Raw genomic sequence first — 25,530 nt, 5'->3', positions numbered from 1 at the left:
CAAATGAGCGATACAATCACTTCAACAGATACGATAGAAATAACCGCGCCGGCAGGCCGGATCATTCATCCTTACCTTCGCCTGAGCGGTCTGGAACCGCTGGTGGTAAGGCCGGAGACAAACTTCATCAACATTGGTGAACGTACCAACGTAACCGGGTCCAAAAAATTTGCCCGCCTGATCAGGGAAGGACTCTATGAAGAAGCCCTTTCCGTAGCCCGTCAGCAGGTAGAAAACGGTGCACAGGTACTCGACGTAAACATGGATGACGCCCTCCTGGATGGTGAAAAAGCCATGACCACCTTCCTGAACCTGCTCGCAGCGGAGCCCGATATCTCCAAAATACCGGTGATGATCGACTCCAGTAAGTTCTCCATCATCGAAGCCGGCCTCAAATGCCTGCAGGGTAAATGTATCGTGAACTCCATCAGCCTGAAAGAAGGGGAAGCCAAATTCATCGAACAGGCAAAGATCTGTAAGGCTTTTGGTGCCGCTGTAGTGGTGATGGCATTTGACGAATATGGTCAGGCCGATACAGAAGAAAAGAAAGTTGCCTTCTGCCACCGCTCCTACAAGATCCTTACAGAACAGGTAGGTTTCGACCCGCAGGATATCATCTTCGACCCGAACATCTTTGCGATCGCAACAGGTATCGAAGAGCATAACAACTACGCGGTAGACTTTATCAACGCTACCCGTCGTATTAAAGAACTCATGCCGCTCACCAGCGTAAGCGGTGGGGTAAGTAATATTTCCTTCTCTTTCCGTGGTAATGATGTGGTGCGTGAAGCCATGCACTCCGTATTCCTGTTCTATGCCATCAAGGCTGGGATGAATATGGGTATCGTGAATGCCGGTATGCTCCAGATCTATGATGAGATTGAACCTGAATTACGCGAATTGTGTGACGACGCCATTCTGAACCGCAGGGAAGACGCCACAGAACGCCTGATCGCATTTGCCGAAACCGTGAAAAGTAAAGGTAAAGTAATCGAGAAAGACGAAACATGGCGCCAGGGCTCTGTAGAAGAAAGACTGAGTCACGCGCTGGTAAACGGTATTACCGACTATATCGACGCCGATACAGAGGAAGCCCGCCAGAAATATCCACGTCCGCTGGATGTGATCGAAGGCCCGCTCATGGATGGTATGAACATCGTCGGCGACCTGTTTGGCAGTGGTAAAATGTTCCTTCCGCAGGTAGTGAAAAGCGCCCGCGTAATGAAGAAATCAGTAGCCGTCCTCACGCCTTACATTGAGGAAGAAAAACAGCGCATGGTGGCTGAAAATGGCGGCGTAGTCAAATCCGCAGGAAAGATCCTGCTCGCTACCGTAAAAGGTGACGTGCATGATATCGGTAAAAACATTGTAGGCGTGGTACTAGGCTGTAATGGCTATGATATCATAGACATGGGCGTAATGGTACCTGCCGAGAAGATATTACAGATGGCACGCCAGGAACAGGTGGATATCATCGGTCTCAGTGGCCTGATCACTCCTAGTCTGGATGAAATGGTGAACGTGGCCAGGGAAATGAAACGCCAGCACTTTGAAGTGCCGCTGATCATCGGTGGAGCAACCACTTCCCGTACCCACACCGCTGTAAAGATCGCTCCTGAATACGAGCACGGCGTCATTCACGTACTGGATGCTTCCCGTAGTGTAACGGTGACAAGCAGCCTGCTGAACAAAGCGCTCAAAAAGAACTTCCTGGACGACGTTAAAAAGGATTACCAGAAACTGAACGAAAACTTCCGGAATAAAAAACCGGTAAAACAATACCTGCCTATCGCAGAAGCACGTCAGCACAAAGCCATTACAGACTGGAGCAATTACAAACCGGTAGTACCTAAACAACTGGGCGTACAGGTGTTCCATAACTACAATCTGGCTGAAATCGCTGAATATATCGACTGGCAGCCATTCTTCATCTCATGGGAACTGCACGGCAAATTCCCGCAGATCCTGAGTGATGAAATCGTAGGCGTAGAAGCCACCCGGCTGTATGAAGACGCCAAAGCAATGCTGAAACGCATCGTAGAGGAAAAATGGCTGACCGCCAACGCAGTGATCGGCCTCTTCCCGGCCAACAGAAGCGCAGATGATACGATCTCCGTATTGTCGCCTAAACCGGGTCAGGGTACCGTTCACCTGGAATGCCTCCGCCAGCAGCTGAAGAAAGCACCGGGACAACCTAACTTCTCTCTCGCTGACTTCATTGCACCGGCAGAATCAGGCATACAGGACTATATGGGCGCCTTTGCCGTAACCACCGGCGGAGATATCGAGAAATGGCTGGAGAAGTTCAAGGAAGACCTGGACGACTATAGCAGCATTATGCTGAAAGCCCTTGCCGACAGACTGGTGGAAGCCTTCGCAGAACTCATGCATAAACGCGTGAGAAAAGAATTCTGGGGCTATGCCAAGGAGGAAACACTGGACAATGATCAGCTGATCCGCGAGGAATACGCCGGTATCCGTCCTGCACCAGGTTACCCCGCCTGTCCGGAACACACAGAGAAATACAAAATGTTCGATATGCTGGATGCTACCAAAAATACCGGTATCATTCTGACTGAATCACTCGCAATGTATCCTGCTTCCAGCGTAAGCGGCTGGTATTTTGCAAATCCGGAAGCGAAGTATTTCGGCCTTGGTAAGATCGAAAAAGACCAGGTAGAAGACTACGCAGCACGTAAAGGATGGACAATAGAAGAAGCCGAAAAATGGCTTCGACCCGTACTTGAATACGACATGTAATGATTCGATAGAGCCGGTAGTTCTCAGGGCTACCGGCTTTTTTTATAACCAACACAGATTGTTCCCCTCCAGGGGACAATGACCTAGTACACCATGAGAATTGTTTCTTATAATGTAAACGGACTGCGTTCCGCCATGAACAAGGGTTTTACGGAATGGCTGAAAACAGATCCGGCGGATATTATCTGCCTGCAGGAAATCAAAGCACACAAAGACAATGTGGATTACAAACAGTTTGAAGAGCTTGGCTTCGAACATTACTGGTATCCGGCACAGAAAAAAGGCTATAGCGGCGTAGCCGTACTGACGAAGATCACCCCTGATCATGTGCAGTATGGTAACGGATTCATGCAGAGCGATGCAGAAGGACGTGTTATCCGCCTTGATTTCGGCGATATTACCCTGATCAATACCTACATGCCTTCCGGCACCAGCGGCGATGAAAGACAGACCTATAAATATCAGTGGCTGGAAGAGTTTTACGGTTATGTAGACCAGCTGAAAGCAACCAGACCAAACCTGATCATTTGCGGCGACTATAATATATGTCACAAACCCATAGATATCCATGATCCTGTGGGCAACAAGAAATCCAGCGGTTTCCTGCCGGAAGAAAGGGCCTGGCTGGACAAGCTGTTCAGCAACGGATTTGTAGATACTTTCCGTCACTATCATCCGGAACCGCACCAATACAGCTGGTGGAGCGTCCGCACGAATGCAAGGGCAAATAACAAAGGCTGGCGCATCGATTATATCAGCGTCACGGCGCCATTACAACCGAAGCTGAAAGATGCCCTGATATGGCCGGATGTAAAGCATTCCGACCACTGTCCGATATACCTGCAATTAGAAGCCTAAAGCCCGTTTTCACACATGATTATATACAACGTAACAACCAAGGTAACACACTTCATCAATGAGCGTTGGTTACAATGGATGAAAGAAGAACATATTCCTGCGATTATGTCGACAGGGCTTTTCCATGATTCCCGCATCTGCAGGCTGCTTGAACAGGATGATGAAGATGGTCCTACCTACTCAGCTCAGTACTTTACAGACACACTTGAAAACTACCAGACCTTCCTCGCTGAATACGCGCCGGCCCTGCGCCAGGCAGGCTATGAGCGGTTTGGGAACCAGTTTGTCGCTTTCAATACAGTAATGCAGGTAGTATAGTTGTTAAACTTATCCACAGGAAATCCACTGATTACACGGGGTTCAGACTTTGGTACAATACTTGGAACGTAGATGCGTTTATAGTAAATACAGGAGCAAAGGTGCTATCACAGCGGTTTTCATCAAAATAAGGCATTACACCCATTGATGCCTCACGATGTGTCAATCTGCTGTAACCGTTATCTGTAGGCGTTTTCAGCCGATGATTTTTTAGTTAAAAAAGATTCAAAAAATTTGGTAATCTGATAAAACGCGCTATATTTGCTCACATCAAACATTTTATTCACTAGTTAAATCTTACTAGCTATGAACAAAGCCGAATTAATCGACAAACTGGCTAAAGATGCCGGTATCACTAAAACCCAAGCTAACGAAGCACTGGATTCTTTCACTAAAGCTGTTGCTGATACCCTGAAAAAAGGTGGTAAAGTAACCTTAGTAGGTTTCGGTACTTTTTCTGTTTCTAAACGTGCTGCTCGTAACGGTAGAAACCCACAGACTGGCCAGATCATCAAGATCAAAGCTAAGAAAGTTGCTAAATTCAAAGCTGGTAAGGCTCTGTCCGACAAGCTTTAATTTGTTAGCTTAACTTATTCAAGCAAGGAACAGCACTGTTTCTTGCTTTTTTTTTGCATTTAACCCACGCTATTTCGTAATTTGCGTGTTAATTATGGGGAGTTACATCCTCAGTTAACAAACATTTCAAACTATAAACATCAAACTGTTTACAATGGGTAGAGGTGATATCAAAACCAAAAAAGGCAAAATTTCTAACGGTTCTTTCGGCAAGGCTAGACCTGCAAAACCAAAGAAAGCTGCTGCTGCTAAGGCTAAAGCAAACGCCTAATTCAATTAGGAATTAGGAATTAACAATTAGGAATTGAACATAGGAATTGTGTTCCTATTGATCATTTTCCTGACTTAATTCAGACGAAAAAGACTTTTACAGCTGAAATTCCTAATTCCTAATTCCTAATTCCTAATTCCTAATTTTTTTTACGGTGCCAGCCTGTCGATCAGCCAGTTCTCCCCTTCTTTCGTGTACAATATCCTGTCATGTAAACGGCTGCTTCTTCCCTGCCAGAATTCCATCTTTACCGGCTTTACCACATAACCACCCCAGTATGCAGGACGCTTAGGATCTTCCAGTACATATCTTTCTGCCACCATTCTTACGTTCTCTTCCAGAAAACTACGGCCAGGTATTACACGGCTCTGCGGAGACGCAATAGCACCCACACGGCTGCCTAAGGGACGGCTTTCATAGTATTCATCACTGATCTCAGCAGTTGTTTTACTAACAGTACCGTATATACGCACCTGTCGCTCCAGCTCGCGCCAGAAGAACAATAGCGATACATTCGGATTAGCCGCCATGTCCTGTGCCTTATGGCTATCATAATTGGTGAAGAAGACAAATCCTTCCTCATCGAAACTCTTCAGCAGTACAATACGTGCAGACGGATACCCGTCCGGTGTACTGGTAGCAAGCGTCATCGCGTTCGGCTCATCCAGCTGACCCGTGGTTGCGTCTTTCCACCAGCGTTCAAATTGTTGTATAGGGTCCTGAGCCACATCCTGCTCGTCAAGCGAAGCAAGGCGATAGTCTTTGCGCAGATCTGCTACTTCTTTATTCAACATGGTCCTGTTTTTATCTGACGCAAAGATACTTATAAAGAAAGCATCTACCGGACGCAGACCGCATGATCGTCATCAGTATCCCTCAGATGCCACCATCCTCCGAATCAAATATTTACTAATTTTATCGCATGAGAACCATACTATTATTCGCTATTACCTGTTGTCTGCTGGTATCCTGTGGCACAAAAACAAAGCAGCCGGCACAGACTGCAAAGGCTCCGGATCCTACCACCACGCCTTTTTACTATCTGCATCTCAAAGGAAAGATCGGCGACGAATCAATCACAATGGATCTGATAAAATCCGGTCCCTGGGTGATCCGTGGATACTATACCTACGACAACGCCGGTGAACCGATTATGATATGGGGTAGTCCCGAAGGAGATAAGATCATTCTGTACGAGAACACGGACAGAAATGAAGAAAGGCTGTTTTCGGGCAAACTGGATAGCCTGGGAGGCTTTAAAGGTAAATGGCGAGGCAAGGGTACCACCTACCCGTTTGAGCTCAAATCAAGCCTTGAAAATGCCTTTGCGTTCGATGTGTTCTATGCCACCGATTCAGTGCCGCTTTTTCCAGGTAATCCTAATACACCTGTCGGCCAGGCTTCCAATAGTATAGTATGGCCTGCTGCTGGTAATGACGCTGAAATCGCCGATTTTGTACGCCTCAATATTACTGAAGGACGACAGATCACCGATCCGCAGAAATACCTGAGAAGAGATATCGACTCTTTCCTCGCTACTTATAAAGTCAATGAAAAAGACCTGGATACCACCGATGGCATCCCGGCGACAGCCAGCTGGGGCGCTGACGGAGATATGAAAATAGTATGGAACAGTTACCCTTTACTGGTTCTGGAATCTTTCTCCTATGATTTCACCGGCGGCGCACATGGTAATTATGGCGCACATTACGCGGTACTCGATCTGGAGAAAAAGAAGGTCCTGAAAGTCGAAGACTTTCTGAAACCGGACTATAAGGAAGCATTGATACCGGAGCTGGCAAAATCGTTCCGTAAGATCTATAAACTGGAAGATGGGGAAAGCCTTGAGACTATGCTGCTTGTAAAAGAGATCGTGCCGAATGATAACTTCCTGGTGACCGACAAAGGGATCGGCTTTAACTATACCCCTTATGAGATCGGACCTTATGCACTCGGACAGGTAATGCTGTTCGTGCCTTTCAAAGACATCAAACCCCTCCTGAAATAAGATCAGGAACCGGGAATAAAGATCAGGGAATGACTGTAATCACATGCATTCCCTGATCTTCACTCCGATTCCTGACAATATGAATCGATAAGCTGTTTAGTTTGTTAATTACCCTTTCACCAGTGTACCCACATTCTTACCCATAATCACCTGCATCAGATTACCCGCTTTATTCATGTCGAATACGATAATCGGCAGTTTATTCTCCTGGCACAGTGTGAATGCGGTCATATCCATTACATTCAGCGACTTCTGGTATACCTCTGTGAAAGTGATAGTTTCGAAACGGGTAGCAGTAGGATCTTTCTCCGGATCAGCAGTATAGATACCATCTACACGGGTGCCTTTGAGGATCACATCAGCCTGTATTTCGATCGCACGCAGGGAAGCGGCAGTATCTGTCGTGAAATAAGGATTACCGGTACCGGCTCCAAAGATCACCACACGACCTTTTTCCAGGTGGCGGATAGCACGACGACGGATGTAAGGCTCTGCAATCTGCTCCATTTTGATAGCTGACTGAAGACGGGTATATAAGCCCACTTTCTCCAGACCACTCTGCATGGCCATACCGTTGATCACTGTCGCCAGCATACCCATATAATCACCCTGGGCTCTTTCAATACCGGTTTCAGCCTCATTCATACCACGGTATATGTTACCACCTCCAATTACTACGGCTACCTGAACGCCCAGGTCGGTCACAGCTTTGATATCGTACGCATACTGCGTGATCACTCTGTGATCGATACCGTAATTACCTTCTCCCATCAGGGATTCACCGCTCAATTTGAGTAAAACACGCTTATACTTTGGCAACATGACTTATGAAAAATGATATGAAAATGTTAGTTAGTAATTAGTTTACAGTCCCCGAATATATAAAAAAATGCGGAACGGGGTATTTCCTGTGTCCCAACCAGCCTTGTCATTAGTGGAGAACTATTTTAGAAAATAGTGGCCGGTTTCCGTTAAGTGCGCCTGCATTCTCATGGTAAAGCGCAAAAAAAAGGAGAGAATGTTATTCTCTCCCTTTTCTGTAGGTAATAAAATTACCCTAATGCGATTCTTGTGAATCCTGTTACTTTCAGATCAGCGTTAACAGATTTCAGATAATCTGCAACGGATTTGTTGTTATCTTTTACGAAAGCCTGAGGTAACAGTGTATTTTCTTTGAAGAATTTGTTCACTTTACCGATAGCGATCTTCTCAGCCATATCGCCGGTTTTACCTTCAGCAGCGATCTGCTCGATAGCGATAGCTTTCTCACGCGCAACCAGCTCAGGAGAAACGCCATCAGCGTCAACTGCGATTGGGTTCATTGCTGCGATCTGCATCGCGATATCTTTACCTACTTCTTCAGAAACAGGTGCAGAGAAACCTACTAGTACACCCATACGGTAGTTACCGTGGATATAGGAAGTTACTGAAGCTGCAGAGATCTTTTCGAATTTCGCCAGGGTGATTTTCTCACCGATTTTAGCAACCTGGTCGTTTACTTTATCGTTAACGCTTGCACCATCCAGGGTAGCTGCGCCCAGTTCTTCCAGGGTGTTTGCACCGCTGGACAGAGCCAGATCAACGATAGACTGAGCGAATTTTACGAAGTCTTCGTTTTTAGCAACGAAGTCAGTTTCGCAACCCAGTGCTACTACCACACCGGTAGTACCATCAGCATTTGTTTTTGCGATGATAACACCTTCTTTAGTTTCACGGTCAGAACGCAGCGCAGCTACTTTCTGTCCTTTTTTACGCAGATAATCTACTGCCTGTTCGAAATCACCATCGCTTTCAACCAGTGCTTTTCTGCAATCCATCATGCCTGCACCAGTCTGCTGGCGCAGTTTGTTTACATCAGCTGCTGTAATTGTTGCTGCCATAACTTTATAATGAGTTTATTATAGATTAATGTTTATTCTTTATCAACTATTAACGCTCAATTGCGAACCATGGAGCAAAGAGATGTTCCACGATTCGCAATTGCTTTATGTCGTTTAAAACGAAGCTTATCTGTTGCCGCCTGGTTTAGGACCGCCGGAACCAGCTGGACGACGCTGTCCGCCGCCACCGCCGCCTGGACGATTACCACCGCCACCTGGACGGTTACCGCCACCACCTGGACGGTTGCCACCACCACCTGGGCGATTGCCACCGCCGCCGCCTGGACGGTTACCACCACCCTGGCCACGACCACCGCCAGCGTTCTGACCACCCTGGCCACGACCGCCGCCGCCTTGTCTGCGACCTCTTTCACGATCTTCGCCGCCTTCCAGCTCGAATTTCAGTGCTTTGTTGTCGTCTTCTTCCTCTTCTACTACATCGTCAGTTTTCTCATTTGCTCTCTCAGCCAGACCTTCTGCAATTGCAGCAGCGATATAGTTAGTAATGATTGCGATAGACTTAGTTGCGTCATCGTTAGCAGGAACTGCGAAATCTACTTTGGTAGGATCGGAGTTTGTATCTACCATACCGAAAGTGGAGATACCCAGACGACGAGCTTCTGCCAGACCAATGTGCTCATGGCTGATATCAACCAGGAACAACGCTGCAGGAACACGAGCCAGCTGAGCGATACCACCCAGTACTTTCTCCATTTTCTCTTTATCACGGGTTAAAGTCAGACGCTCTTTCTTGGTGATACTGTCGAAAGTACCATCAGTCAGCATCTTTTCGATGCTCTGCATCTTCTTAACACTCTTACGGATAGTTGCGAAGTTAGTCAGCATACCACCTAACCATCTTTCGGTTACGTAAGGCATGTTAACGCGTTTTGCAGCTTCCGCTACTATTTCTTTAGCTTGTTTTTTAGTAGCTACAAACATGATCTTCTTACCGCTCTTTGCGATAGATTTCAGGGCAGCTGCTGCTTCCTGTAAACCTTCAACGGTTTTATTCAGATCGATGATGTGAATACCTTTCTTTTCTGCGAAGATGTATGGCAGCATCTTCGGGTTCCATTTTTTCTTCAGGTGACCGAAGTGTACACCTGCCTCCAGTAACTGCTGCTGTAATGAGGTATTATTTTCCATGTTATTATACTCTGTTATAAAAGGTCAATGTTAATAATCTGCGCAACACATATAGTAGTACGCATTCATCACGATTAGCGTTTAGAGAACTGGAAGCTTCTTCTAGCTTTAGCTTTACCTGGTTTCTTACGTTCAACGCCTCTTGGATCACGTTTCAGGAGACCAGCAGCTTTCAGCGCCGGACGGTATTCGATGTTCACCTCGCAAAGTGCACGCGCAATACCCAGCTTAATAGCTTCTGCCTGACCTTTGATACCGCCACCAGCAGCATTTACCTTTATATCGAATTTATCTGTAGCATCGATAGTCTTCAGGGACAGTTCTACCTGATTCTGCAGGTAAACCAGTGTGAAGTATTCTTTATAGTCTTTGTCGTTTACTACGATGTTACCAGTACCCTTGCTGATGTAAACACGGGCAACGGCTTCTTTACGACGACCAATAGTGTTTTTTTGCTTTTCCATGTATCAGAGAAAAATTAGAAAGTTAATGTTTTCGGTTTCTGCGCAGCATGAGGATGCTCAGCGCCTGCGTATACAAACAGTTTTTTGTACATAGCACGACCCAGGCGATTTTTAGGCAGCATACCTTTTACAGCTCTTTCTATGATCAGTTCTGGTCTGCGACGAACCAGGTCTTTCGCTATTTCACCTTTCTGACCACCTGGATAACCAGAGTAAGTCAGGTATTCCTTATCGTTCCATTTGTTACCTGTGAACTGGATCTTCTCAGCGTTGATAACAATGATATAATCTCCACAATCAGTGTGAGGAGTGTAATAAGGCTTGTTTTTGCCTCTCAGAATTGCTGCAACTTTCGCAGCCATTCTTCCTAAAGTCAGGTTAGTGGCATCTACAATGTGCCACTCACGCGTAACTGTAGCGTCGTTGGCCGATTTAGTTCTGAAGCTTAAAGTATTCATTATAGTATATTATAATAAAGTTTTTCGGTCTTGATATAACATCCCAAACAAATTGGGAGTGCAAAGCTAAATTTCTTATTTCAAATAACAATACATTTTAGGTTCTTTTTTACAAGACACCCTTGCAACGAATTGATTTTCAATAATAATTTTGACTCAGAGTTATCAACACATGGCCCCGATATTTAGCAGTGATTATTTTTTGATTTTAAATCAACATTTAACACATATTCTAATTTCATAATTAAACATATCTCCAGCACACTTCATTCCGGTATAAGATATTTTGTACTCAAGCATACCTCTCCCGTAGATACTCCGTAGATACTCCCTATATACTCCCTGTATACTTCGTGTCTAAGCTATTTTTTGCACTTTTAGGGGGCATTCAGGACAAGCCCATAAAATCAGTGGATATATGGTGATGGTCATTGCCAGGTATTCACCCTCCTTCGCTCATCCTTCATCTTTTCAACGAAGGATCAACGACCCGGATAAAAGGTGAAGTGCTCATCAGGCAATAAAAAAGGCCGGGGAAGTAAATCCCCGACCTTCTATATTGATTAACAGATGATTATCCTAATCCCTGCTCCGGGCTCCCAGGTAGATCATTAAATAATGCAACAGGGTCACCACAGAAGCAACCGCCGCTACCACATAAGTCATTGCAGCCCACCATAATGCGTCCTTGGCCTTATCATGTTCTTCCCTCCGCATCAGATTCGCATTATCCAGCCAGGCCAACGCCCTGCGGGAAGCATCAAATTCAACTGGTAATGTCACCAGCGAAAAGACCGTCGTTATGCCAAACAGGATCACGCCTGCCAGCAATAAGGTCGGAAATACATTGATCAGCAGGATCCCACCCAGTAGCACCCATTGCACCAGGTTGGAACTGAACTGGACCGCCGGAACCAGCTTGGAACGCAGATTCAGCCACTGGTAAGCCCGGGCGTGCTGTACCGCGTGCCCGCACTCATGGGCGGCAACCGCAGCAGCCGCCACATTTGCTCCCGAGTATACATCCGGGCTCAGGTTTACCGTTTTATTGGACGGATCATAATGGTCTGACAGAAATCCGTCAACCGAAACGACCTGAACATCATATATTCCATTGTCTTTCAACATCTTCTCGGCAATCTGCTTGCCCGTCATACCCGATGTAGTCGGCACAGCGCTATACTCCTTAAATTTACTCCTCAGTCGCCAGCTCACTAACAGGCTGATCCCTACAAAGATCATTGATATGAGAAAAAAGCCAGGTGTCATAATAATTAAATGAGTTTAAATCAGTACAAAATTACTGGTATATCCTCATCAAATTACCGTCCAATCACCCCCCTGAAACCGGATTTAGGATTTCATTAAGAATTGCCCCGCCTACTGGCGCCTGACACCTGACAAAGACGAAATTTAACACTGTCAATATGTCGCTTCAAAATATTTTCCAGGGTGAAAACCGCCGATATGACAGATATAATTAATGTTTTTATGACCGGTTTTTCATATATAAATTATGACGGCATCATTCCTATTTATCAACCTTTTACGCCCTTTTAATGAAAGTATAATTGAATGCCCCCGCCGGCTGAAACGTGCTATGGTGGCAGATCTGTCACATTATGAAAAGTCCTCAAAAGTTATTCACATCAATTAAATAAACTTTTTTATTCTGTAGCCATTTAGTAATTTAGACGTGAATTTAATGGGTTAGTAAGTAGAAAGAGTCAGCAGAAATTTCTGTTGGCTCTTTTCTTTTTTACCCGATCGTAAGCCCCTCTTTTCCGATTCAAATTTTGACGTTTTACACATCCGTTTTCCCAATTTTTCATTTCAATAACACACCACTTTTTATCATCACATTTTTTAACCGTTACATATCATCCATCAATTTTCATCATGTCATCTTTTCAACTTTCGTTTTTTATTCTTTTGATGCAGCAGAATATTTCCGCTTTAAATTTGCTGCATGAAAATTAAAACTGCTTTCTTCTGTCAGAATTGTGGATATGAATCAGCTAAGTGGACTGGTAAATGTCCGAGTTGTGGTCAATGGAATACTTTCGTTGAAGAGAAAGTACAAAAAGATATCCCTCTACGTAATGCCGGATGGCAACCTGAAAAAGAACACGGCGCCAAATCAGATAATATCGTAAACCTTTCCGAGATCAGCGGTACCGAAGAAGAAAGACTACTCACACCAGATGCAGAACTGAACCGTGTATTAGGCGGCGGTATAGTACCCGGCTCACTGGTACTCGTAGGTGGTGAACCTGGTATCGGAAAAAGTACCCTGTTCCTGCAGAATGCATTACTACTCAAAGACATCACTACATTATATATAAGTGGAGAAGAAAGTGCACAGCAGATAAAAATGAGAGCAGACAGATTACAGGTAAAAAATGATCTCTTCTATCTGCTCACAGAAACATCTACACAAACAATCTTCCAGGAGATAAAAAAACTGCGTCCGCAACTCGTTATCGTTGACTCTATTCAGACGCTGCAATCTCCTTTTATAGAATCAGCTCCCGGCAGCGTATCCCAGATCAGGGAAACAACCGCCGAACTGCAACGCTTCGCAAAAGAAAGTCATACCCCCGTATTCCTGATCGGCCATATCACCAAAGATGGTTCCATTGCCGGTCCGAAAATACTGGAACATATGGTTGACACCGTTCTCCAGTTTGAAGGTGATCAACACTATGCATACCGCATACTTCGTACCATTAAAAACCGCTTCGGCTCTACGGCGGAACTGGGCATCTATGAAATGACCGGCGGCGGATTAAGACAGGTCACCAACCCTTCAGAAATCCTGATCTCCCAAAGGGAAGATCAGCTGAGCGGTGTCGCTATCGCTGCGACAATAGAAGGTATGCGTCCTATGCTCGTAGAAGTACAGGCACTCGTTACCCAATCCGTCTATGGTACACCGCAACGTACCGCTACCGGATTTGACTTACGCCGTTTACAACTGCTGCTCGCCGTACTCGAAAAACGCGGCGGCTTCCACTTCGGTGTCAAAGACGTATTTCTCAATATCGCCGGTGGTATCCGCGTAGAAGATCCTTCTATTGATCTCGCCGTATTGTGCGCATTATTATCCTCTTATGAAGACATCCCCATCAGCAGTAAAATCTGCTTCGCCGGTGAAGTCGGATTAAGTGGTGAGATCCGTGCCGTAAACCGTATAGAACAACGTGTTGCAGAAGCAGAAAAACTGGGTTTCGAAAAGATCTTCATCAGTCGCTACAATAAAAAAGGAACAGATATCAGCAAGTTTAACATTGAAGTGATACCGGTAGGCAGAGTGGATGAAGTATACCGCGGACTATTTTAATCCGCCGCCTTCAGGCTTTTCATTACATTCAGGGAACTAACCATCCATATGCTTATAATGAAAAGCCTGTTATCCTCCCTCCTACACCTGTTCTATCCGCATACCTGTGATGGATGCGGAATAGAACTGACAAACACAGAGCACATTCTATGTCTCCGCTGTCACAAGCGACTGCCCTTTACGGGTTATCAGTTACTGCAAGACAATCCTGTAGAAAAAATCTTCTGGGGACGGGTTAATGTCCGTCATGCTATGGCTACCTGTTACTACAGAAAAAATGCCTTCCTCCAGCAACTGATTTATCAGTTCAAATACAAGCAGCGGGAAGATATCGCCAGCTACTTCGGACGCCTCATGGGACACACACTCCGGCAAAGTTCCTGGCTATACGAAATAGACGCCATCCTGCCTGTTCCCATGCATCCTTCCAAAATACGGCAACGGGGTTATAATCAGGCAATGGTACTGGCCAGCGGCGTAGCTGTGGCTACTGAAAAAACACTGTCGGACGGTATCCTAGTCCGTCATCTGCAAACCGCTTCACAAACCAACAAAGGACGGCTCTCCCGCTGGCAGAATGTATCGGATAGTTTCTCGCTACAACTGAACACTGATCTGAAAGGCAAACACCTGTTACTGATAGACGATGTGATCACCACCGGCGCCACCTTGGAAGCCTGCAGCCGTTTACTGATCAGCGCCGGCGCTGCCGTAAGCATCTGTGCACTGGCATTTGCCCGCCATTGAAAGAGCCGGACAGCCGTCTATCATTAACACCTTATATACAATATTTTACTTAATTTTATTTGCTCACACATTTACAATCACTCTACAATAAATTTAATTATATGACGATGCTGAAGACACTCTTAATTTCAATGCTCTTGTTTATGAAAGGAGGCGCTATATATGACTACAAGGTTGAATCTGTGGACGGTGGTAAGATCAATTTCGCTGATTATAAAGGCAAAAAGATCCTGATCGTAAACACAGCTTCTATGTGCGGTAACACACCTCAGTACGCTGAACTGGAAAAACTCTACAAGAAATACGAAAAGAATCTCGTGATCATCGGTTTCCCGGCTAACAATTTCGGCCAGCAGGAACCAGGCTCCAACGCGGAGATCAAAGAATTCTGCACAAAAAAATACGCTGTTAGCTTCCCGATGGCTGCCAAGATCTCCGTAAAAGGAACTGACATTCACCCCCTCTACAAATGGCTGGCAGAAGAAAGTAAAACAAAACATTTCGAACCTGCTGAAGTACAATGGAACTTCCAGAAATACCTGCTCGACGAAAAAGGTAACCTGGTAGCCGTATTCTCTCCTAAAACACAACCACTTTCTCCTGAAGTAACGGCCGCGATAGAAAAGAAATACTAATTTGCGCCTATGCTTTTTTCGAATGTCATAGGTCAGGAAGATATACAACAACAATTGATCAGGTCCACAGAAAACAACCGGCTCGGTCACGCTAATATTATATTAGCGCCTGAGGGAGCAGGTGGCCTTCCGCTGGGACTGGCATTTGCGCAATACCTGGTCTGCGAAAACAAACAACCTGATGGCGCCTGCGGGCAATGTCAGGCATGTACGAAAGCGGGTAGATACATCCATCCTGATATACACTTCTCTTATCCGGTCATCCCCCGTAAACCGGGCGATAAACCGATCAGCTCCGACTACGCAGCCGAATGGCGAGAGTTTATAGATACGCATCCCTATGGGAATGCATATGACTGGTTACAGTTCATCGGAGCAGAAAATAAACAGGGGAATATCACGGCCATGGAGTGCCAGGACATCATCCGCAAGCTGAGCCTGAAAAGCTTCGAGAGCACTTACAAGATATTACTGATGTGGATGCCTGAGTACCTCGGTAACGAAGGTAACAGACTGCTGAAACTGATAGAGGAACCACCAGACAATACCATTTTTCTGCTGGTGGCCGAAAACCAGGAACAGATCCTGGCGACCATCCTCTCCCGTACACATCTTATTAAAGTGAACCCGCTGCCAAAAGAAGTGGTCGTTGACGCACTGATTAAACGCGCCAACATCCCGGCAGCCAAAGCAAGACAGGCGGCAACCATTGCATCAGGCAATTACAGGGAAGCCCTGTATATGCTGCAACACTCGGATGATGACTATCACGAACTGTTACGCAACTGGCTCAACTATATATTTACCGGCAACCGTGTAGCCCTGCAAGGCTGGGTGGAAGGAATTGCCAGCGCCAAAATGGGACGCGAAAATCAGAAACAGTTCCTCCGCTATTTTATCAACCTGCTGGAACATACGCTGAGACTCAAGTATATAGACAGGAGCCAGCTGGCTTTCGCGGAAGAAGAGACCGACTTTGCATTCAAACTGCAAAAGCTGGCCGACCTTCACCAGATGGAGCAGATCATGCAGGAACTCGACAATGCCTGCTATTACATAGAACGCAACGCAAACGCTAAACTGTTGTTCCACGCACTTTCCATAAAGCTGCAGTATATCTTTAAAAAGCGGCCGATTCCGGCTGTATGACTTAGTTAAGGGCATTTTCCGTTATCTTTGTTTATTCCGGCCCTTATCGAATAAGGGCTTTTACATATATTTAGGCATCCGGTCCAATGCCCGGATGTGTTTCATTTAATAATTTAAATCGATTAATATGGCTTGTGCCGGATGTGGTACAGGTGCAGAGGGGAAGCCGTCAGGATGTAAGAGTAATGGAGGATGCAGTACTGGAGGCTGCAACAGGCTGAATGTATTTGACTGGCTGGCCAATATTCCCCTAAGTGATAGCTTAGCACCATTTGATATAATAGAAGTAAGTTTCAACAACGGTAGCAGGAAGGATTTTTTCCGTAACACCACCAAACAGATTCTCGATAAAGGAGAAATGGTTACCGTAGAAGGCGTAAGTGGTTTCGACATCGGACAGATCAGCCTCACAGGCGAACTGGTTAAATTACAGATGAAGAAAAGACGCGTGGAAGATACCCCCGAAGTAAAAAAGGTACTCCGCCGCTCCACAAACGAAGACCTTGCAAGGATGCAGGACAACAAAGCCCGTGAAAAGGACGCCCTCATCAAAGCAAGAGCAATCGCCCGTAGTATAGGTCTGGAAATGAAACTCGCAGAAGTGGAGATCCAGGCTGACGGTCGTAAAGCTACCTTCTTCTACACAGCTGATGACAGGGTGGATTTCCGCGAACTGATCAAATTATACGCCGGTGAGTTCCGGGTGAAGGTGGAAATGCGCCAGATAGGCGCCCGCCAGGAAGCCGGAAAAGTAGGCGGTATCGGTAGCTGCGGAAGAGAACTTTGCTGCTCGACCTGGTTGACTGACTTCAAGAGCGTAAATACCACCGCTGCCCGTTATCAGAACCTGTCCATTAACCAGGCAAAACTTTCCGGTCAGTGCGGCCGTCTGAAATGTTGCCTGAACTATGAACTGGATACTTACCTGGATGCTTTAAGGGAATTCCCTGAAGACGCCGACACCATCGAAACTGTCAATGGCGTAGCTACCCTTCAGAAGAGAGATATCTTCAAAAACCTGATGTGGTACTCCTATGGTGACAGTAACAAACAATATCCGCTCACGATCACTCGTGTAAAGGAAATACGCCAGCTCAACAAACAGAACATCAGACCTGATGACCTGAAAGCAGTTGAAGTAGTCGTAGCTAAACCTAAAGCGGAAGACCTTGGATTTGCAGATGTGGTAGGCCAGATCAGCCTCCGCTCACTGGAAAAAACTTCCCAGAAACGCAAACACAAAGACAAGGAAAAGCAAAAACACAAACAGCAGAAGGACCAACAGCCGCAACAGCCAGCTGGTAAAAAAGCGGAAACCAAACAGGAAAACCGCCCGCAACAGCAGCAGAAGCAGCCGGAAAACCGTCAGCAGCAACAGAAGCCGCAGGAAGGTCGTCCACAGCAACAACAACAGCAGAAGCCTAAACAGGAACAGCGCCCGCAACAACAACATCCTCCAAAGCAAAAGCAGGAACAACGCAATCCTAATAACGGGCCTAAGCCACAACAGCCACAGGATAAAAACAATCCTAACGCGCAGAAACCACAAGGCGGCGGTGGACAAAACAAACCCCCCAAACCTCGTGAGAAACAGAAATAACGATCAGTTAAATACCATTAAGAGGGTGCATTCATTACAGAATGCGCCCTTTTTATTTGCGGAAAAAGTAGACACCACTATTAATAATAAAAGGCCGCCCGGAAGAACAGCCTTTGTTTAACAATTGGTTTTTGCTTATGAAAAAAAAGATGAATCAGGTTTCGTTCTCAAACATGAGCTTATAGTAATAGAGATTCGTCGCTTCGTCAAAACCACGCTCAATCATCTCTCTGTCACCATGTATATAAATATGAAAATTCCGGTCCAGCTTCACTACACTCTTAAACACCTTCTGCTGCTTCTTTACTGCAGGCGATGATATGTCAAATTCGTCGGGGAACTCCTGCTGGAATTCCTGCTGAAACGTCTGTTTATACTCCTTAAAGGATTGAATAGCTTCGGGGTTGCCCAGTACCTCTTGTGCAAAATCGTCCAGATCAAACTGCTCTTTCTCTTTAAAATAGGTTGCTGACTTGTTAAGAAGATCTACCTGATCTACTCTGCTGATCTCATACTGATCAGGGAGTTTATCATTGATAAACTTCTTACACATGTTCACGGCAAGTTCTGTCTGGTGATAGCTGTCCTCACGGCGTTGTACCTGAAGGAAAGCGTCTTTCCAGTAAACTGCTTCATTCTGTTTGCTAATGCTATCTACTACGCTGACTTTGTACCCGTTCTCCTCTTCGGTGTTAAAGATCAGGCATCCCTTATCAAGCTTGTTGATATTGATCCCGTCTTCATAATCCACCTGATAATTATCGTTGGCGAGGAATACTTTCAGATAGGTGTCTCTGCTCTCTGATTTAAAAATACCTATTGCTTCGACATCCTCTCCATCCACAAGACATTTACTAAAGTAGGCTATATATAATTCTCCTCCCTTGATCTTCGGATGAGTGGAATGCTTATACAGATGTTTGGCAATATTAACTGACTGCTCGTGAAAATTGTCCCTGTTTTCAAAGATACGGCGGCAATATTGAAAAATCTCATTTAATTGCAGATCCGCTTCATGATAAAAACGAAAATACTCCGCGCTGTTTGTAAACGGCTGTATGAAGTACGTTAACAACAGCTGACTGATCGCTTCATCCTTCAGTTCCAACGGCTCCTGAGAGCATATCAGTGCTTCTTCCTGCGAGGCATTGCCCACTTTGTGAATGGACAGACACGCTAAATCTTTAAATTCTGAAACATGTATCATGGTCAGGCGAAAATAGTGAAAACTATTTCACAAACTTACCACCCGGCGTAATGTGCAGGTCCTTGCCCGCCAATCTGATAATGGCATCACACGTCAGCCTGCCACGCCTGTCATTATAATCATCTTCAATATCTTCCATCTTCTTCGCCTTCACATCCGCCGCCTTCTGCTTCTTCAGATGATCATATACGGTGTATCGGTCAATGATCTTATTGTCTTTGTTCACAGTCAACAGCTCCAGGTACTGCTCCTCGCCCTTATGATAAGCGTGCAGCCCTACCAGGATATTATCCTTCGCCCTGATGTTGAACAGCGATATATAATTATGTGTACTATACCTGCCCTTGAAATACTTCATTAACGCCTTCTCGTTATACAGCTTTGAACTGTGCACGATCGAAGTCGCCTGTCTGCCAATGATCTTACCCCCCGGCAGGACCTCATACTGCATATTATACACCGTTTTGAAACGGAAGCTGCTGTCCACTACCCTGCTGTCTTCTTCCTGCAGATTGATACTGGCATCCTTATCCACTGTACATTTCCGGTATATCGTTTCACTATGCTCTCCCAGCGTACCACCATAAACAACGATCTTATCGATCTCCTTCCCTTTCTTATAAGTGATCAGCTTTACTGCCGGATAATTCAATCCCTCGTCCAGGTAGATCGTATCTCTCGCATACAACAAGGCTGTAGCCCTGTTTCCTATCTCCAGTTTAGCCATCGCATACAATGGATCCTGGCTCTCCTCCCGGAAATCAAAGTAAGGCGTCAGACGGGAAACAGTTTTCAATGCAGCTGTATTTACCGTATCTACAACAGCGGGCAACTTTCGTTCAGGGAAACGCGCCGCATACTTTTCAAACGATTCCTTATCACGTGACACTTCTTTAATCGTTCCTTTAGCTCCTATACGATAAAACCGCAGACTGGTACTCACTTTCTGACTACCCTGCACATAGGCCGACTGACGCGCCCTCACTTCTATCACAGAATCCAGTCCGATATAAAACCACTCACTCGTAAATCTTGTCGTCGTCGTATCCTTGACAGCTGTGGGCTCGTCAGCCGCTTCCTCTTCCGATGAAGGACGTACATCTGCCGCTATCTGCAACCTTGATTGCTCCACCCCATTATCATTAAAGATCAGCAACCAGGTACGGCGTTCATAATCGTTGATCTCACAATCAAAAATAACCGGGGTTAAACCGTTTGTGGTAGCAAAACGTCCTGCCTTTACCTGCTGATAGGTAATGCTGTCGAGTCCCAGGTAATGTGCATAGTCCTTTATCTCCTTCAGTTCATACGCATTCGGATACGGCAGCTTTAGCTGCGTAAGACCATTGACAAAATCATAGTATTTCGTCATGCTGTCCGGAACAACCGGGGCTATATTGATACTCTTATGCTCTATGATAACAGCGGGTTTCGGGCGGTTATTGCAGGATGAGTTAAAGACCAGCCAGATAAAGCAGACAATAGGTATAGCTCTGAACATATGATGACGTTTACACAGGACTAATAACACTACAAATATATAAGTACTTCTCTAATATATTAATAGTTTGATAACCAAATTTTTGAATAACAAATAATGTACTCATTTTTATCATAAAAACCAATTACACAAACAAGGAGAATATCTGCCGCTCATCTTAATAAGCCTTGATTACCACATATCTTTTCTTAACTTAATGGTTCACGTTAATTTCTCATCATGAAACAGCATATCTGTTTATTGCTGGTGATGACCGCAGGCTGTGCAGCGATGGCACAGGATAAATCCACGGCATTATACCAGGCACAGGATCTGACAAAAGAAAACATGTTCTCTGTCAATATTGAAGGCCCCAACTTTGACAAAGCAGGCAACCTCTATGTAGTCAACTATCTGAAAGATGGCACCATCGGTAAGATCAGCACGAAAGACGGTAGCGGCGAATTGTTTGTAACACTACCCGACAGCAGTATTGCCAACAGCATCCAGTTCAACAGCAAAGGCAATATGTACCTGCCCGACTTCAAAGGGCATAATGTACTTGAGGTAAATCCAAAGACCCGGAAAGTAAGCGTGTATGTACATTCCGATAAGATGTCTCAACCTAACGACCTCTGTATCAATAAAAAAGATCAGTTATTCGCATCCGATCCTGACTGGAAAAACTCCGGTGGTCAGATATGGCGTATCGATAAAGGCGGCAAAGCCGTACTGCTGGAAGCCAATATGGGTACTACCAATGGTATTGAACTGAGCCCCGACGAAAAGACCCTGTATGTCAATGAAAGCGTACAGCGTAAAGTATGGAAGTATGATGTAGACAATAATGGCAACATCAGCAACAAGACCTTATTCGCCTCCTTCCCTGATTTCGGCTTCGATGGCATGAAATGCGACAAAGCCGGTAACCTGTACATCGCCCGCTGGGGAAAAGGTACCATCGTCGTACTGTCTCCCGAAGGGACAGAGATCCGGGAAATCCCGCTGAAAGGCAAACATTGCAGCAACCTGACCTTCGGTGGTAAGGATGGAAAAACAGTGTATGTAACCTTACAGGACAGGAAGTGTATGGAGCAGTTTAATGTGGAAATACCAGGCAAGAGATATTAGTTCAATTAGGAATTAGGAATTAGGAATTAAGAATTAAGAATTAAGAATTAAGAATTAAGAATTGAAATGCAGCGAAGATTATAGAGAAGACTGAATTCGAATTTTCCATAGATTATACATAAGAAGAAAGGGTGCTTCAATTAATGAAGCACCCTTTCTTCTTATGTCTTTAGAACTAGTCTGTCAGAAAACTCAATGGGATACATTAACCCACTCAATTCTTAATTCTTAATTCCTAATTCCTAATTGAACTACATGTTCAGTCCTCCACAGGCACTGATCACCTGTCCGGTCACATAATTACTCAAACCCGAAGCCAGGAACACACATACATTTGCGATATCCTCAGGACTGCCAAAACGACCCAGCGGAATTTTCTCCATGTAAGTCTTAGCGCCATCACCATCTTTCAGATAATGCGTCATATCTGTTTCTACGAAACCAGGAGCAACCGCATTCACACGGATGTTACGGCTACCCAGTTCAGCAGCGATAGATTTTGTGAAACCGATGATACCCGCTTTAGAAGCAGCATAGCTACTCTGACCCGCGTTACCTTTCATACCGATGATAGAGCTCATATTGATGATAGAACCACTCTTTGCTTTCATCATCGGACGGATCACCTGTTTAGTCATGTTATACACGCTCTTCAGGTTGATATCCATTACGTCGTCCCACTGATCAGGGCTCATACGCAGTAACAGGTTATCTTTGGAGATACCTGCATTGTTCACGCAGATATCGATGCTACCGAATTCTTTCAGTACGTCATTTACCAGCGTCTCAGTTTCTTCGTACACACCGGCGTTGGATTTATAGGCTTTAGCCTTTACGCCCATTGCCTGTAACTTTTGTTCCAGTGCTTTGGCTTTCTCGTCAGAGCTGAGATATGTGAATGCAACGTGTGCACCTTCCTCTGCAAATTTGATTGCGATAGCTTCACCTATACCTCTGCTGGCGCCTGTTACAATAGCTACTTTGTTCTCCAGTAATTTCATATAGACGTAATAGTTGTTAGTTAAATGATTTATTCAGGTTAGATTTTGCCGGAAATATTGGTGAATTTAAGAATTTCTTCCACGTGCTGACGCTCATTATTGAGACGGGGCACCTTGTGTTGTCCTCCCAGTTTGCCTTTGCTCTTCAGCCATTCGGTAAAAGTACCTTTTGGCAGTACGTGTACTAAGGGACGGCGCAGCGCCATGTCCTTATGTCTTTTAGCTTCGTAGTCAGAGTTGATGGCTTTCAGGGTATTATCCAGTACATCGATGAACTGGTTAATATCAGCCGGTGCTTTATCAAAGTCCAGCAGCCATTCATGTCCGCCGGCATCATTGCCACTGAAATAGATCGGAGCGGCAGTATAATCGTTCATCACAGCGCCTGTTACCTCGCAGGCTTTTGCGATGGCTGTATCAGAGTTTTCAACGATCAGTTCTTCACCGAATGCATTGATGAAAGACTTGGTACGACCGCTTACTTTCACGCGGTAAGGCGCCAGAGAGGTAAACTGCACCGTATCTCCCACCAGGTAACGCCACAGACCACCGTTTGTACTGATGATCAGCGCGTAGTTCTTACCCATTTCCACATCCTGCAGCTGTAATGTCTGCGGACATTCCTTCCCATATTCCTCCATTGGCATAAACTCATAGAAGATACCATGGTTCAGGAATAACAACAACCCTTCCTGGCCGATGACATCCTGTGCCGCGAAGAAACCTTCAGAAGCATTGTAGGTCTCCTGGTAAAACATATCCGGCTTGCGGATCAGCTGTTTAAACTGCTCCCGGTACGGCGTGAAGCTCACACCACCGTGCATATACAGTTCCAGGTTAGGCCATACATCCGCCAGGTTATCTTTCCCGGTGATCTGGAATATACGTTTGATCAATACCAGTGTCCAGGTAGGCACACCAGCAATAGAGGTGACGTTTTCGTGAATGACAGCATTTGCCATACGCTCTATCTTTTCCTCCCATTCGTCCATCAGGGCGATGGAAAGGTCCGGCGTACGGATCATGTTACCATAGAATGGCATGTTTTGCAGCATCACCGCACTCAGGTCGCCAAAGTAAGAATCACTTTCAGCATCCAGTTTATTTACCTGGTGACTACCGCCGATGACAAGGGACTTGCCGGTCAGCAGACGGGAATCAGGGAAATTATTATAGTACAGTGATAACACGTCCCGGCCGGCCCTATAATGACAATCGTCCAGGCTTTCTACGGAAACAGGTATGAATTTACTTTTGTCGGCAGTGGTACCGCTGGATTTAGCGAACCATTTGATAGGCGTGTTCCACAGAATATTCTGTTGTCCTTCCATCAATCGCTGGATGTAAGGCTTGAGGGTATCATAATTGTGAATAGGTACCCGTTGTTTGAACTCTTCTATCTTATATATCTGTGAAAAGCCGTACTGCTTGCCAAACTCAGTATACTGAGCTGCGCTGATAAGGTTCTGGAATACCTGTTGCTGCACCTGCACGGGGTATTGCATAAAGTATTCTATACGCCCCATGCGCAAACGCGCCAACTGTGATATTGCAGGACTTAATATTCTCATAATAGGATCAGGAACGTAGTAGTTTATTGTTTCTTAGCTGCTTCGTCCAGGTAATTTTTACGACGTAAAATGAAATTCTGGCCAAGATACACTTTTCTAACCTGTTCGTCTTCGGCCAACTCTTCCGCGGTACCGGCTTTCAGGATCTTTCCTTCAAAAAGAAGGTATGCCCGGTCTGTGATGGAAAGTGTCTCCTGTACGTTATGGTCTGTTATGAGGATCCCGATGTTCTTGTATTTAAGACGGGCAACTATTGACTGAATATCTTCCACGGCAATAGGATCGATACCCGCAAACGGCTCGTCCAACAGGATGAACTTAGGGTCCACCGCGAGTGCACGGGCGATTTCGGTACGCCTGCGCTCACCACCGCTCAATACATCGCCGGGACTCTTACGTACGTGGGTCAGACGGAACTCTTCCAGCAGACTTTCCAGTTTTTCCTTCTGTTCTGCTTTTTTCAGTCCGGTCATTTCCAGTACGGCGGATATGTTATCCTCCACACTCAGCTTACGGAATACCGAAGCCTCCTGTGGCAGATAGCCGATACCCATCTTCGCCCTTTTATACATTGGCAGCTTAGTGATATTCACCTCATCCAGGTACACCTGTCCCTCATCGGGCTTGATAAGCCCCACTACCATGTAGAATGTGGTTGTTTTACCGGCGCCGTTAGGTCCGAGTAAACCCACGATCTCTCCTTGTGTCACTTCTACAGATACATGGTTCGCTACGGTTCTGTGACCGTAACGCTTTACCAGCTGATCTGTATGTATTTTTAATGCCATATGTTCAAACTTAGCAAAAATACACTTTTAGTTTAGCTTTCAACGGTTAACTGTTGGCACTCACACACTTTATCACCTACCGCTTAATTTTTATCTATGAATAGCGTACAATCTAAAAAAATATTCGCCCTTTTCG

Annotated in this window: 24 protein-coding genes; 12 read left to right on the top strand and 12 right to left on the bottom strand. The window is 45.4% G+C overall.

All coding sequences use genetic code 11. From position 1 onward, the window contains the following. Positions 1-3 precede the first annotated feature (3 nt). The 5 genes from metH to CPIN_RS37400 all read left to right on the top strand — a co-directional run bounded on the left by metH (position 4) and on the right by CPIN_RS37400 (position 4,783). Positions 4-2,760 carry a methionine synthase gene (gene metH, locus CPIN_RS04385; protein WP_012788565.1) on the top strand — a complete coding sequence of 919 codons (2,757 nt, stop codon included), beginning with the start codon at positions 4-6 and terminating at the stop codon, positions 2,758-2,760. 93 nt (positions 2,761-2,853) lie between these two features. Beyond that, entirely contained in the window at positions 2,854-3,618 is a 765-nt protein-coding gene (locus tag CPIN_RS04380) for an exodeoxyribonuclease III (protein ID WP_012788564.1), read from the top strand. 15 nt (positions 3,619-3,633) lie between these two features. After that, the gene (locus CPIN_RS04375) at positions 3,634-3,936 is read left to right on the top strand and encodes a DUF4286 family protein (RefSeq protein WP_012788563.1); all 303 of its coding nucleotides are present in this window, start codon (positions 3,634-3,636) and stop codon (positions 3,934-3,936) included. A 306-nt stretch (positions 3,937-4,242) separates the two neighbouring features. After that, positions 4,243-4,512, top strand: a complete 270-nt coding sequence (locus CPIN_RS04370; protein WP_012788562.1) for an HU family DNA-binding protein — start codon at positions 4,243-4,245, stop codon at positions 4,510-4,512. Positions 4,513-4,666: 154 nt separating this feature from the next. Then, a complete protein-coding gene (locus CPIN_RS37400) occupies positions 4,667-4,783 on the top strand; it encodes a 30S ribosomal protein THX (RefSeq protein ID WP_012788561.1) in 117 nt (38 codons plus the stop codon). A 149-nt stretch (positions 4,784-4,932) separates the two neighbouring features. Here the strand turns inward: CPIN_RS37400 and pdxH are convergent, their stop codons facing one another. Then, the gene (gene pdxH / locus CPIN_RS04365) at positions 4,933-5,577 is read right to left on the bottom strand and encodes a pyridoxamine 5'-phosphate oxidase (RefSeq protein WP_012788560.1); all 645 of its coding nucleotides are present in this window, start codon (positions 5,575-5,577) and stop codon (positions 4,933-4,935) included. A gap of 128 nt (positions 5,578-5,705) precedes the next feature. Here pdxH and CPIN_RS04360 point away from each other — a divergent pair, with 128 nt between their 5' ends. Further along, complete coding sequence (locus tag CPIN_RS04360; protein ID WP_012788559.1) at positions 5,706-6,791, top strand: PdaC/RsiV family protein; 1,086 nt, start codon at positions 5,706-5,708, stop codon at positions 6,789-6,791. A 108-nt stretch (positions 6,792-6,899) separates the two neighbouring features. On the opposite strand, the gene pyrH is transcribed toward CPIN_RS04360, so the two are convergent. From pyrH to CPIN_RS04330, 6 genes are all read right to left on the bottom strand, one after another. After that, positions 6,900-7,613 (bottom strand): UMP kinase, encoded by a 714-nt coding sequence (gene pyrH / locus CPIN_RS04355; RefSeq protein WP_012788558.1) that lies wholly within the window; start codon positions 7,611-7,613, stop codon positions 6,900-6,902. 230 nt (positions 7,614-7,843) lie between these two features. Then, positions 7,844-8,671 carry a translation elongation factor Ts gene (gene tsf / locus CPIN_RS04350; RefSeq protein WP_012788557.1) on the bottom strand — a complete coding sequence of 276 codons (828 nt, stop codon included), beginning with the start codon at positions 8,669-8,671 and terminating at the stop codon, positions 7,844-7,846. Between the two features lie 126 nt (positions 8,672-8,797). After that, positions 8,798-9,820: a 30S ribosomal protein S2 gene (gene rpsB, locus CPIN_RS04345; protein WP_012788556.1), complete on the bottom strand. Its 1,023-nt coding sequence runs from the start codon at positions 9,818-9,820 to the stop codon at positions 8,798-8,800. Between the two features lie 74 nt (positions 9,821-9,894). After that, complete coding sequence (gene rpsI / locus CPIN_RS04340) at positions 9,895-10,284, bottom strand: 30S ribosomal protein S9 (protein WP_012788555.1); 390 nt, start codon at positions 10,282-10,284, stop codon at positions 9,895-9,897. Positions 10,285-10,298: 14 nt separating this feature from the next. Continuing rightward, positions 10,299-10,742: a 50S ribosomal protein L13 gene (gene rplM, locus CPIN_RS04335; protein WP_012788554.1), complete on the bottom strand. Its 444-nt coding sequence runs from the start codon at positions 10,740-10,742 to the stop codon at positions 10,299-10,301. A gap of 579 nt (positions 10,743-11,321) precedes the next feature. Next, a complete protein-coding gene (locus CPIN_RS04330; RefSeq protein ID WP_012788553.1) occupies positions 11,322-12,011 on the bottom strand; it encodes a zinc metallopeptidase in 690 nt (229 codons plus the stop codon). A gap of 700 nt (positions 12,012-12,711) precedes the next feature. Here CPIN_RS04330 and radA point away from each other — a divergent pair. From radA to CPIN_RS04305, 5 genes are all read left to right on the top strand, one after another. Further along, complete coding sequence (gene radA / locus CPIN_RS04325; protein ID WP_012788552.1) at positions 12,712-14,085, top strand: DNA repair protein RadA; 1,374 nt, start codon at positions 12,712-12,714, stop codon at positions 14,083-14,085. A gap of 57 nt (positions 14,086-14,142) precedes the next feature. Further along, on the top strand, positions 14,143-14,832 hold the full coding sequence (locus tag CPIN_RS04320) for a ComF family protein (protein ID WP_044217856.1): 690 nt from the start codon (positions 14,143-14,145) through the stop codon (positions 14,830-14,832). 101 nt (positions 14,833-14,933) lie between these two features. Next, positions 14,934-15,467 carry a glutathione peroxidase gene (locus CPIN_RS04315; protein WP_012788550.1) on the top strand — a complete coding sequence of 178 codons (534 nt, stop codon included), beginning with the start codon at positions 14,934-14,936 and terminating at the stop codon, positions 15,465-15,467. A 9-nt stretch (positions 15,468-15,476) separates the two neighbouring features. Further along, positions 15,477-16,616 carry a DNA polymerase III subunit gene (locus tag CPIN_RS04310; protein ID WP_012788549.1) on the top strand — a complete coding sequence of 380 codons (1,140 nt, stop codon included), beginning with the start codon at positions 15,477-15,479 and terminating at the stop codon, positions 16,614-16,616. 127 nt (positions 16,617-16,743) lie between these two features. Continuing rightward, on the top strand, positions 16,744-18,216 hold the full coding sequence (locus CPIN_RS04305) for a PSP1 domain-containing protein (protein ID WP_012788548.1): 1,473 nt from the start codon (positions 16,744-16,746) through the stop codon (positions 18,214-18,216). Between the two features lie 154 nt (positions 18,217-18,370). On the opposite strand, the gene CPIN_RS04300 is transcribed toward CPIN_RS04305, so the two are convergent. Together CPIN_RS04300 and CPIN_RS04295 are read right to left on the bottom strand one after the other, a co-directional pair. Beyond that, on the bottom strand, positions 18,371-19,423 hold the full coding sequence (locus CPIN_RS04300) for a nucleoid-associated protein (protein ID WP_012788547.1): 1,053 nt from the start codon (positions 19,421-19,423) through the stop codon (positions 18,371-18,373). A 22-nt stretch (positions 19,424-19,445) separates the two neighbouring features. Continuing rightward, positions 19,446-20,924: a hypothetical protein gene (locus tag CPIN_RS04295; RefSeq protein ID WP_012788546.1), complete on the bottom strand. Its 1,479-nt coding sequence runs from the start codon at positions 20,922-20,924 to the stop codon at positions 19,446-19,448. Positions 20,925-21,143: 219 nt separating this feature from the next. On the opposite strand from CPIN_RS04295, the gene CPIN_RS04290 reads away from it, so the two are divergent. Beyond that, the gene (locus CPIN_RS04290; protein WP_012788545.1) at positions 21,144-22,034 is read left to right on the top strand and encodes an SMP-30/gluconolactonase/LRE family protein; all 891 of its coding nucleotides are present in this window, start codon (positions 21,144-21,146) and stop codon (positions 22,032-22,034) included. Between the two features lie 251 nt (positions 22,035-22,285). On the opposite strand, the gene fabG is transcribed toward CPIN_RS04290, so the two are convergent. Genes fabG through lptB form a run of 3 tightly spaced genes read right to left on the bottom strand, consistent with a single transcriptional unit; the run spans position 22,286 to position 25,394 of the window. After that, entirely contained in the window at positions 22,286-23,035 is a 750-nt protein-coding gene (gene fabG, locus CPIN_RS04285; RefSeq protein WP_012788544.1) for a 3-oxoacyl-[acyl-carrier-protein] reductase, read from the bottom strand. A gap of 38 nt (positions 23,036-23,073) precedes the next feature. Then, positions 23,074-24,606, bottom strand: a complete 1,533-nt coding sequence (locus CPIN_RS04280; protein ID WP_012788543.1) for a GH3 auxin-responsive promoter family protein — start codon at positions 24,604-24,606, stop codon at positions 23,074-23,076. 23 nt (positions 24,607-24,629) lie between these two features. Next, positions 24,630-25,394, bottom strand: a complete 765-nt coding sequence (lptB, locus tag CPIN_RS04275) for an LPS export ABC transporter ATP-binding protein (protein ID WP_012788542.1) — start codon at positions 25,392-25,394, stop codon at positions 24,630-24,632. Positions 25,395-25,530 lie beyond the last annotated feature (136 nt).

The organism is Chitinophaga pinensis DSM 2588 (assembly GCF_000024005.1).
GTDB lineage: Bacteria > Bacteroidota > Bacteroidia > Chitinophagales > Chitinophagaceae > Chitinophaga > Chitinophaga pinensis.
The sequence above is the reverse complement of the archived record's forward strand: the minus strand, read 5'-3'. Positions and strand labels throughout refer to the sequence as shown.

What these genes read in the sequence shown, in the direction of transcription:
- metH (WP_012788565.1), top strand. Translation starts at nt 4, where the DNA reads ATGAGCGATACAATCACTTCAACAGATACGATAGAAATAACCGCGCCG.
- CPIN_RS04380 (WP_012788564.1), top strand. Translation starts at nt 2,854, where the DNA reads ATGAGAATTGTTTCTTATAATGTAAACGGACTGCGTTCCGCCATGAAC.
- CPIN_RS04375 (WP_012788563.1), top strand. Translation starts at nt 3,634, where the DNA reads ATGATTATATACAACGTAACAACCAAGGTAACACACTTCATCAATGAG.
- CPIN_RS04370 (WP_012788562.1), top strand. Translation starts at nt 4,243, where the DNA reads ATGAACAAAGCCGAATTAATCGACAAACTGGCTAAAGATGCCGGTATC.
- CPIN_RS37400 (WP_012788561.1), top strand. Translation starts at nt 4,667, where the DNA reads ATGGGTAGAGGTGATATCAAAACCAAAAAAGGCAAAATTTCTAACGGT.
- pdxH (WP_012788560.1), bottom strand. Translation starts at nt 5,577, where the DNA reads ATGTTGAATAAAGAAGTAGCAGATCTGCGCAAAGACTATCGCCTTGCT.
- CPIN_RS04360 (WP_012788559.1), top strand. Translation starts at nt 5,706, where the DNA reads ATGAGAACCATACTATTATTCGCTATTACCTGTTGTCTGCTGGTATCC.
- pyrH (WP_012788558.1), bottom strand. Translation starts at nt 7,613, where the DNA reads ATGTTGCCAAAGTATAAGCGTGTTTTACTCAAATTGAGCGGTGAATCC.
- tsf (WP_012788557.1), bottom strand. Translation starts at nt 8,671, where the DNA reads ATGGCAGCAACAATTACAGCAGCTGATGTAAACAAACTGCGCCAGCAG.
- rpsB (WP_012788556.1), bottom strand. Translation starts at nt 9,820, where the DNA reads ATGGAAAATAATACCTCATTACAGCAGCAGTTACTGGAGGCAGGTGTA.
- rpsI (WP_012788555.1), bottom strand. Translation starts at nt 10,284, where the DNA reads ATGGAAAAGCAAAAAAACACTATTGGTCGTCGTAAAGAAGCCGTTGCC.
- rplM (WP_012788554.1), bottom strand. Translation starts at nt 10,742, where the DNA reads ATGAATACTTTAAGCTTCAGAACTAAATCGGCCAACGACGCTACAGTT.
- CPIN_RS04330 (WP_012788553.1), bottom strand. Translation starts at nt 12,011, where the DNA reads ATGACACCTGGCTTTTTTCTCATATCAATGATCTTTGTAGGGATCAGC.
- radA (WP_012788552.1), top strand. Translation starts at nt 12,712, where the DNA reads ATGAAAATTAAAACTGCTTTCTTCTGTCAGAATTGTGGATATGAATCA.
- CPIN_RS04320 (WP_044217856.1), top strand. Translation starts at nt 14,143, where the DNA reads ATGAAAAGCCTGTTATCCTCCCTCCTACACCTGTTCTATCCGCATACC.
- CPIN_RS04315 (WP_012788550.1), top strand. Translation starts at nt 14,934, where the DNA reads ATGACGATGCTGAAGACACTCTTAATTTCAATGCTCTTGTTTATGAAA.
- CPIN_RS04310 (WP_012788549.1), top strand. Translation starts at nt 15,477, where the DNA reads ATGCTTTTTTCGAATGTCATAGGTCAGGAAGATATACAACAACAATTG.
- CPIN_RS04305 (WP_012788548.1), top strand. Translation starts at nt 16,744, where the DNA reads ATGGCTTGTGCCGGATGTGGTACAGGTGCAGAGGGGAAGCCGTCAGGA.
- CPIN_RS04300 (WP_012788547.1), bottom strand. Translation starts at nt 19,423, where the DNA reads ATGATACATGTTTCAGAATTTAAAGATTTAGCGTGTCTGTCCATTCAC.
- CPIN_RS04295 (WP_012788546.1), bottom strand. Translation starts at nt 20,924, where the DNA reads ATGTTCAGAGCTATACCTATTGTCTGCTTTATCTGGCTGGTCTTTAAC.
- CPIN_RS04290 (WP_012788545.1), top strand. Translation starts at nt 21,144, where the DNA reads ATGAAACAGCATATCTGTTTATTGCTGGTGATGACCGCAGGCTGTGCA.
- fabG (WP_012788544.1), bottom strand. Translation starts at nt 23,035, where the DNA reads ATGAAATTACTGGAGAACAAAGTAGCTATTGTAACAGGCGCCAGCAGA.
- CPIN_RS04280 (WP_012788543.1), bottom strand. Translation starts at nt 24,606, where the DNA reads ATGAGAATATTAAGTCCTGCAATATCACAGTTGGCGCGTTTGCGCATG.
- lptB (WP_012788542.1), bottom strand. Translation starts at nt 25,394, where the DNA reads ATGGCATTAAAAATACATACAGATCAGCTGGTAAAGCGTTACGGTCAC.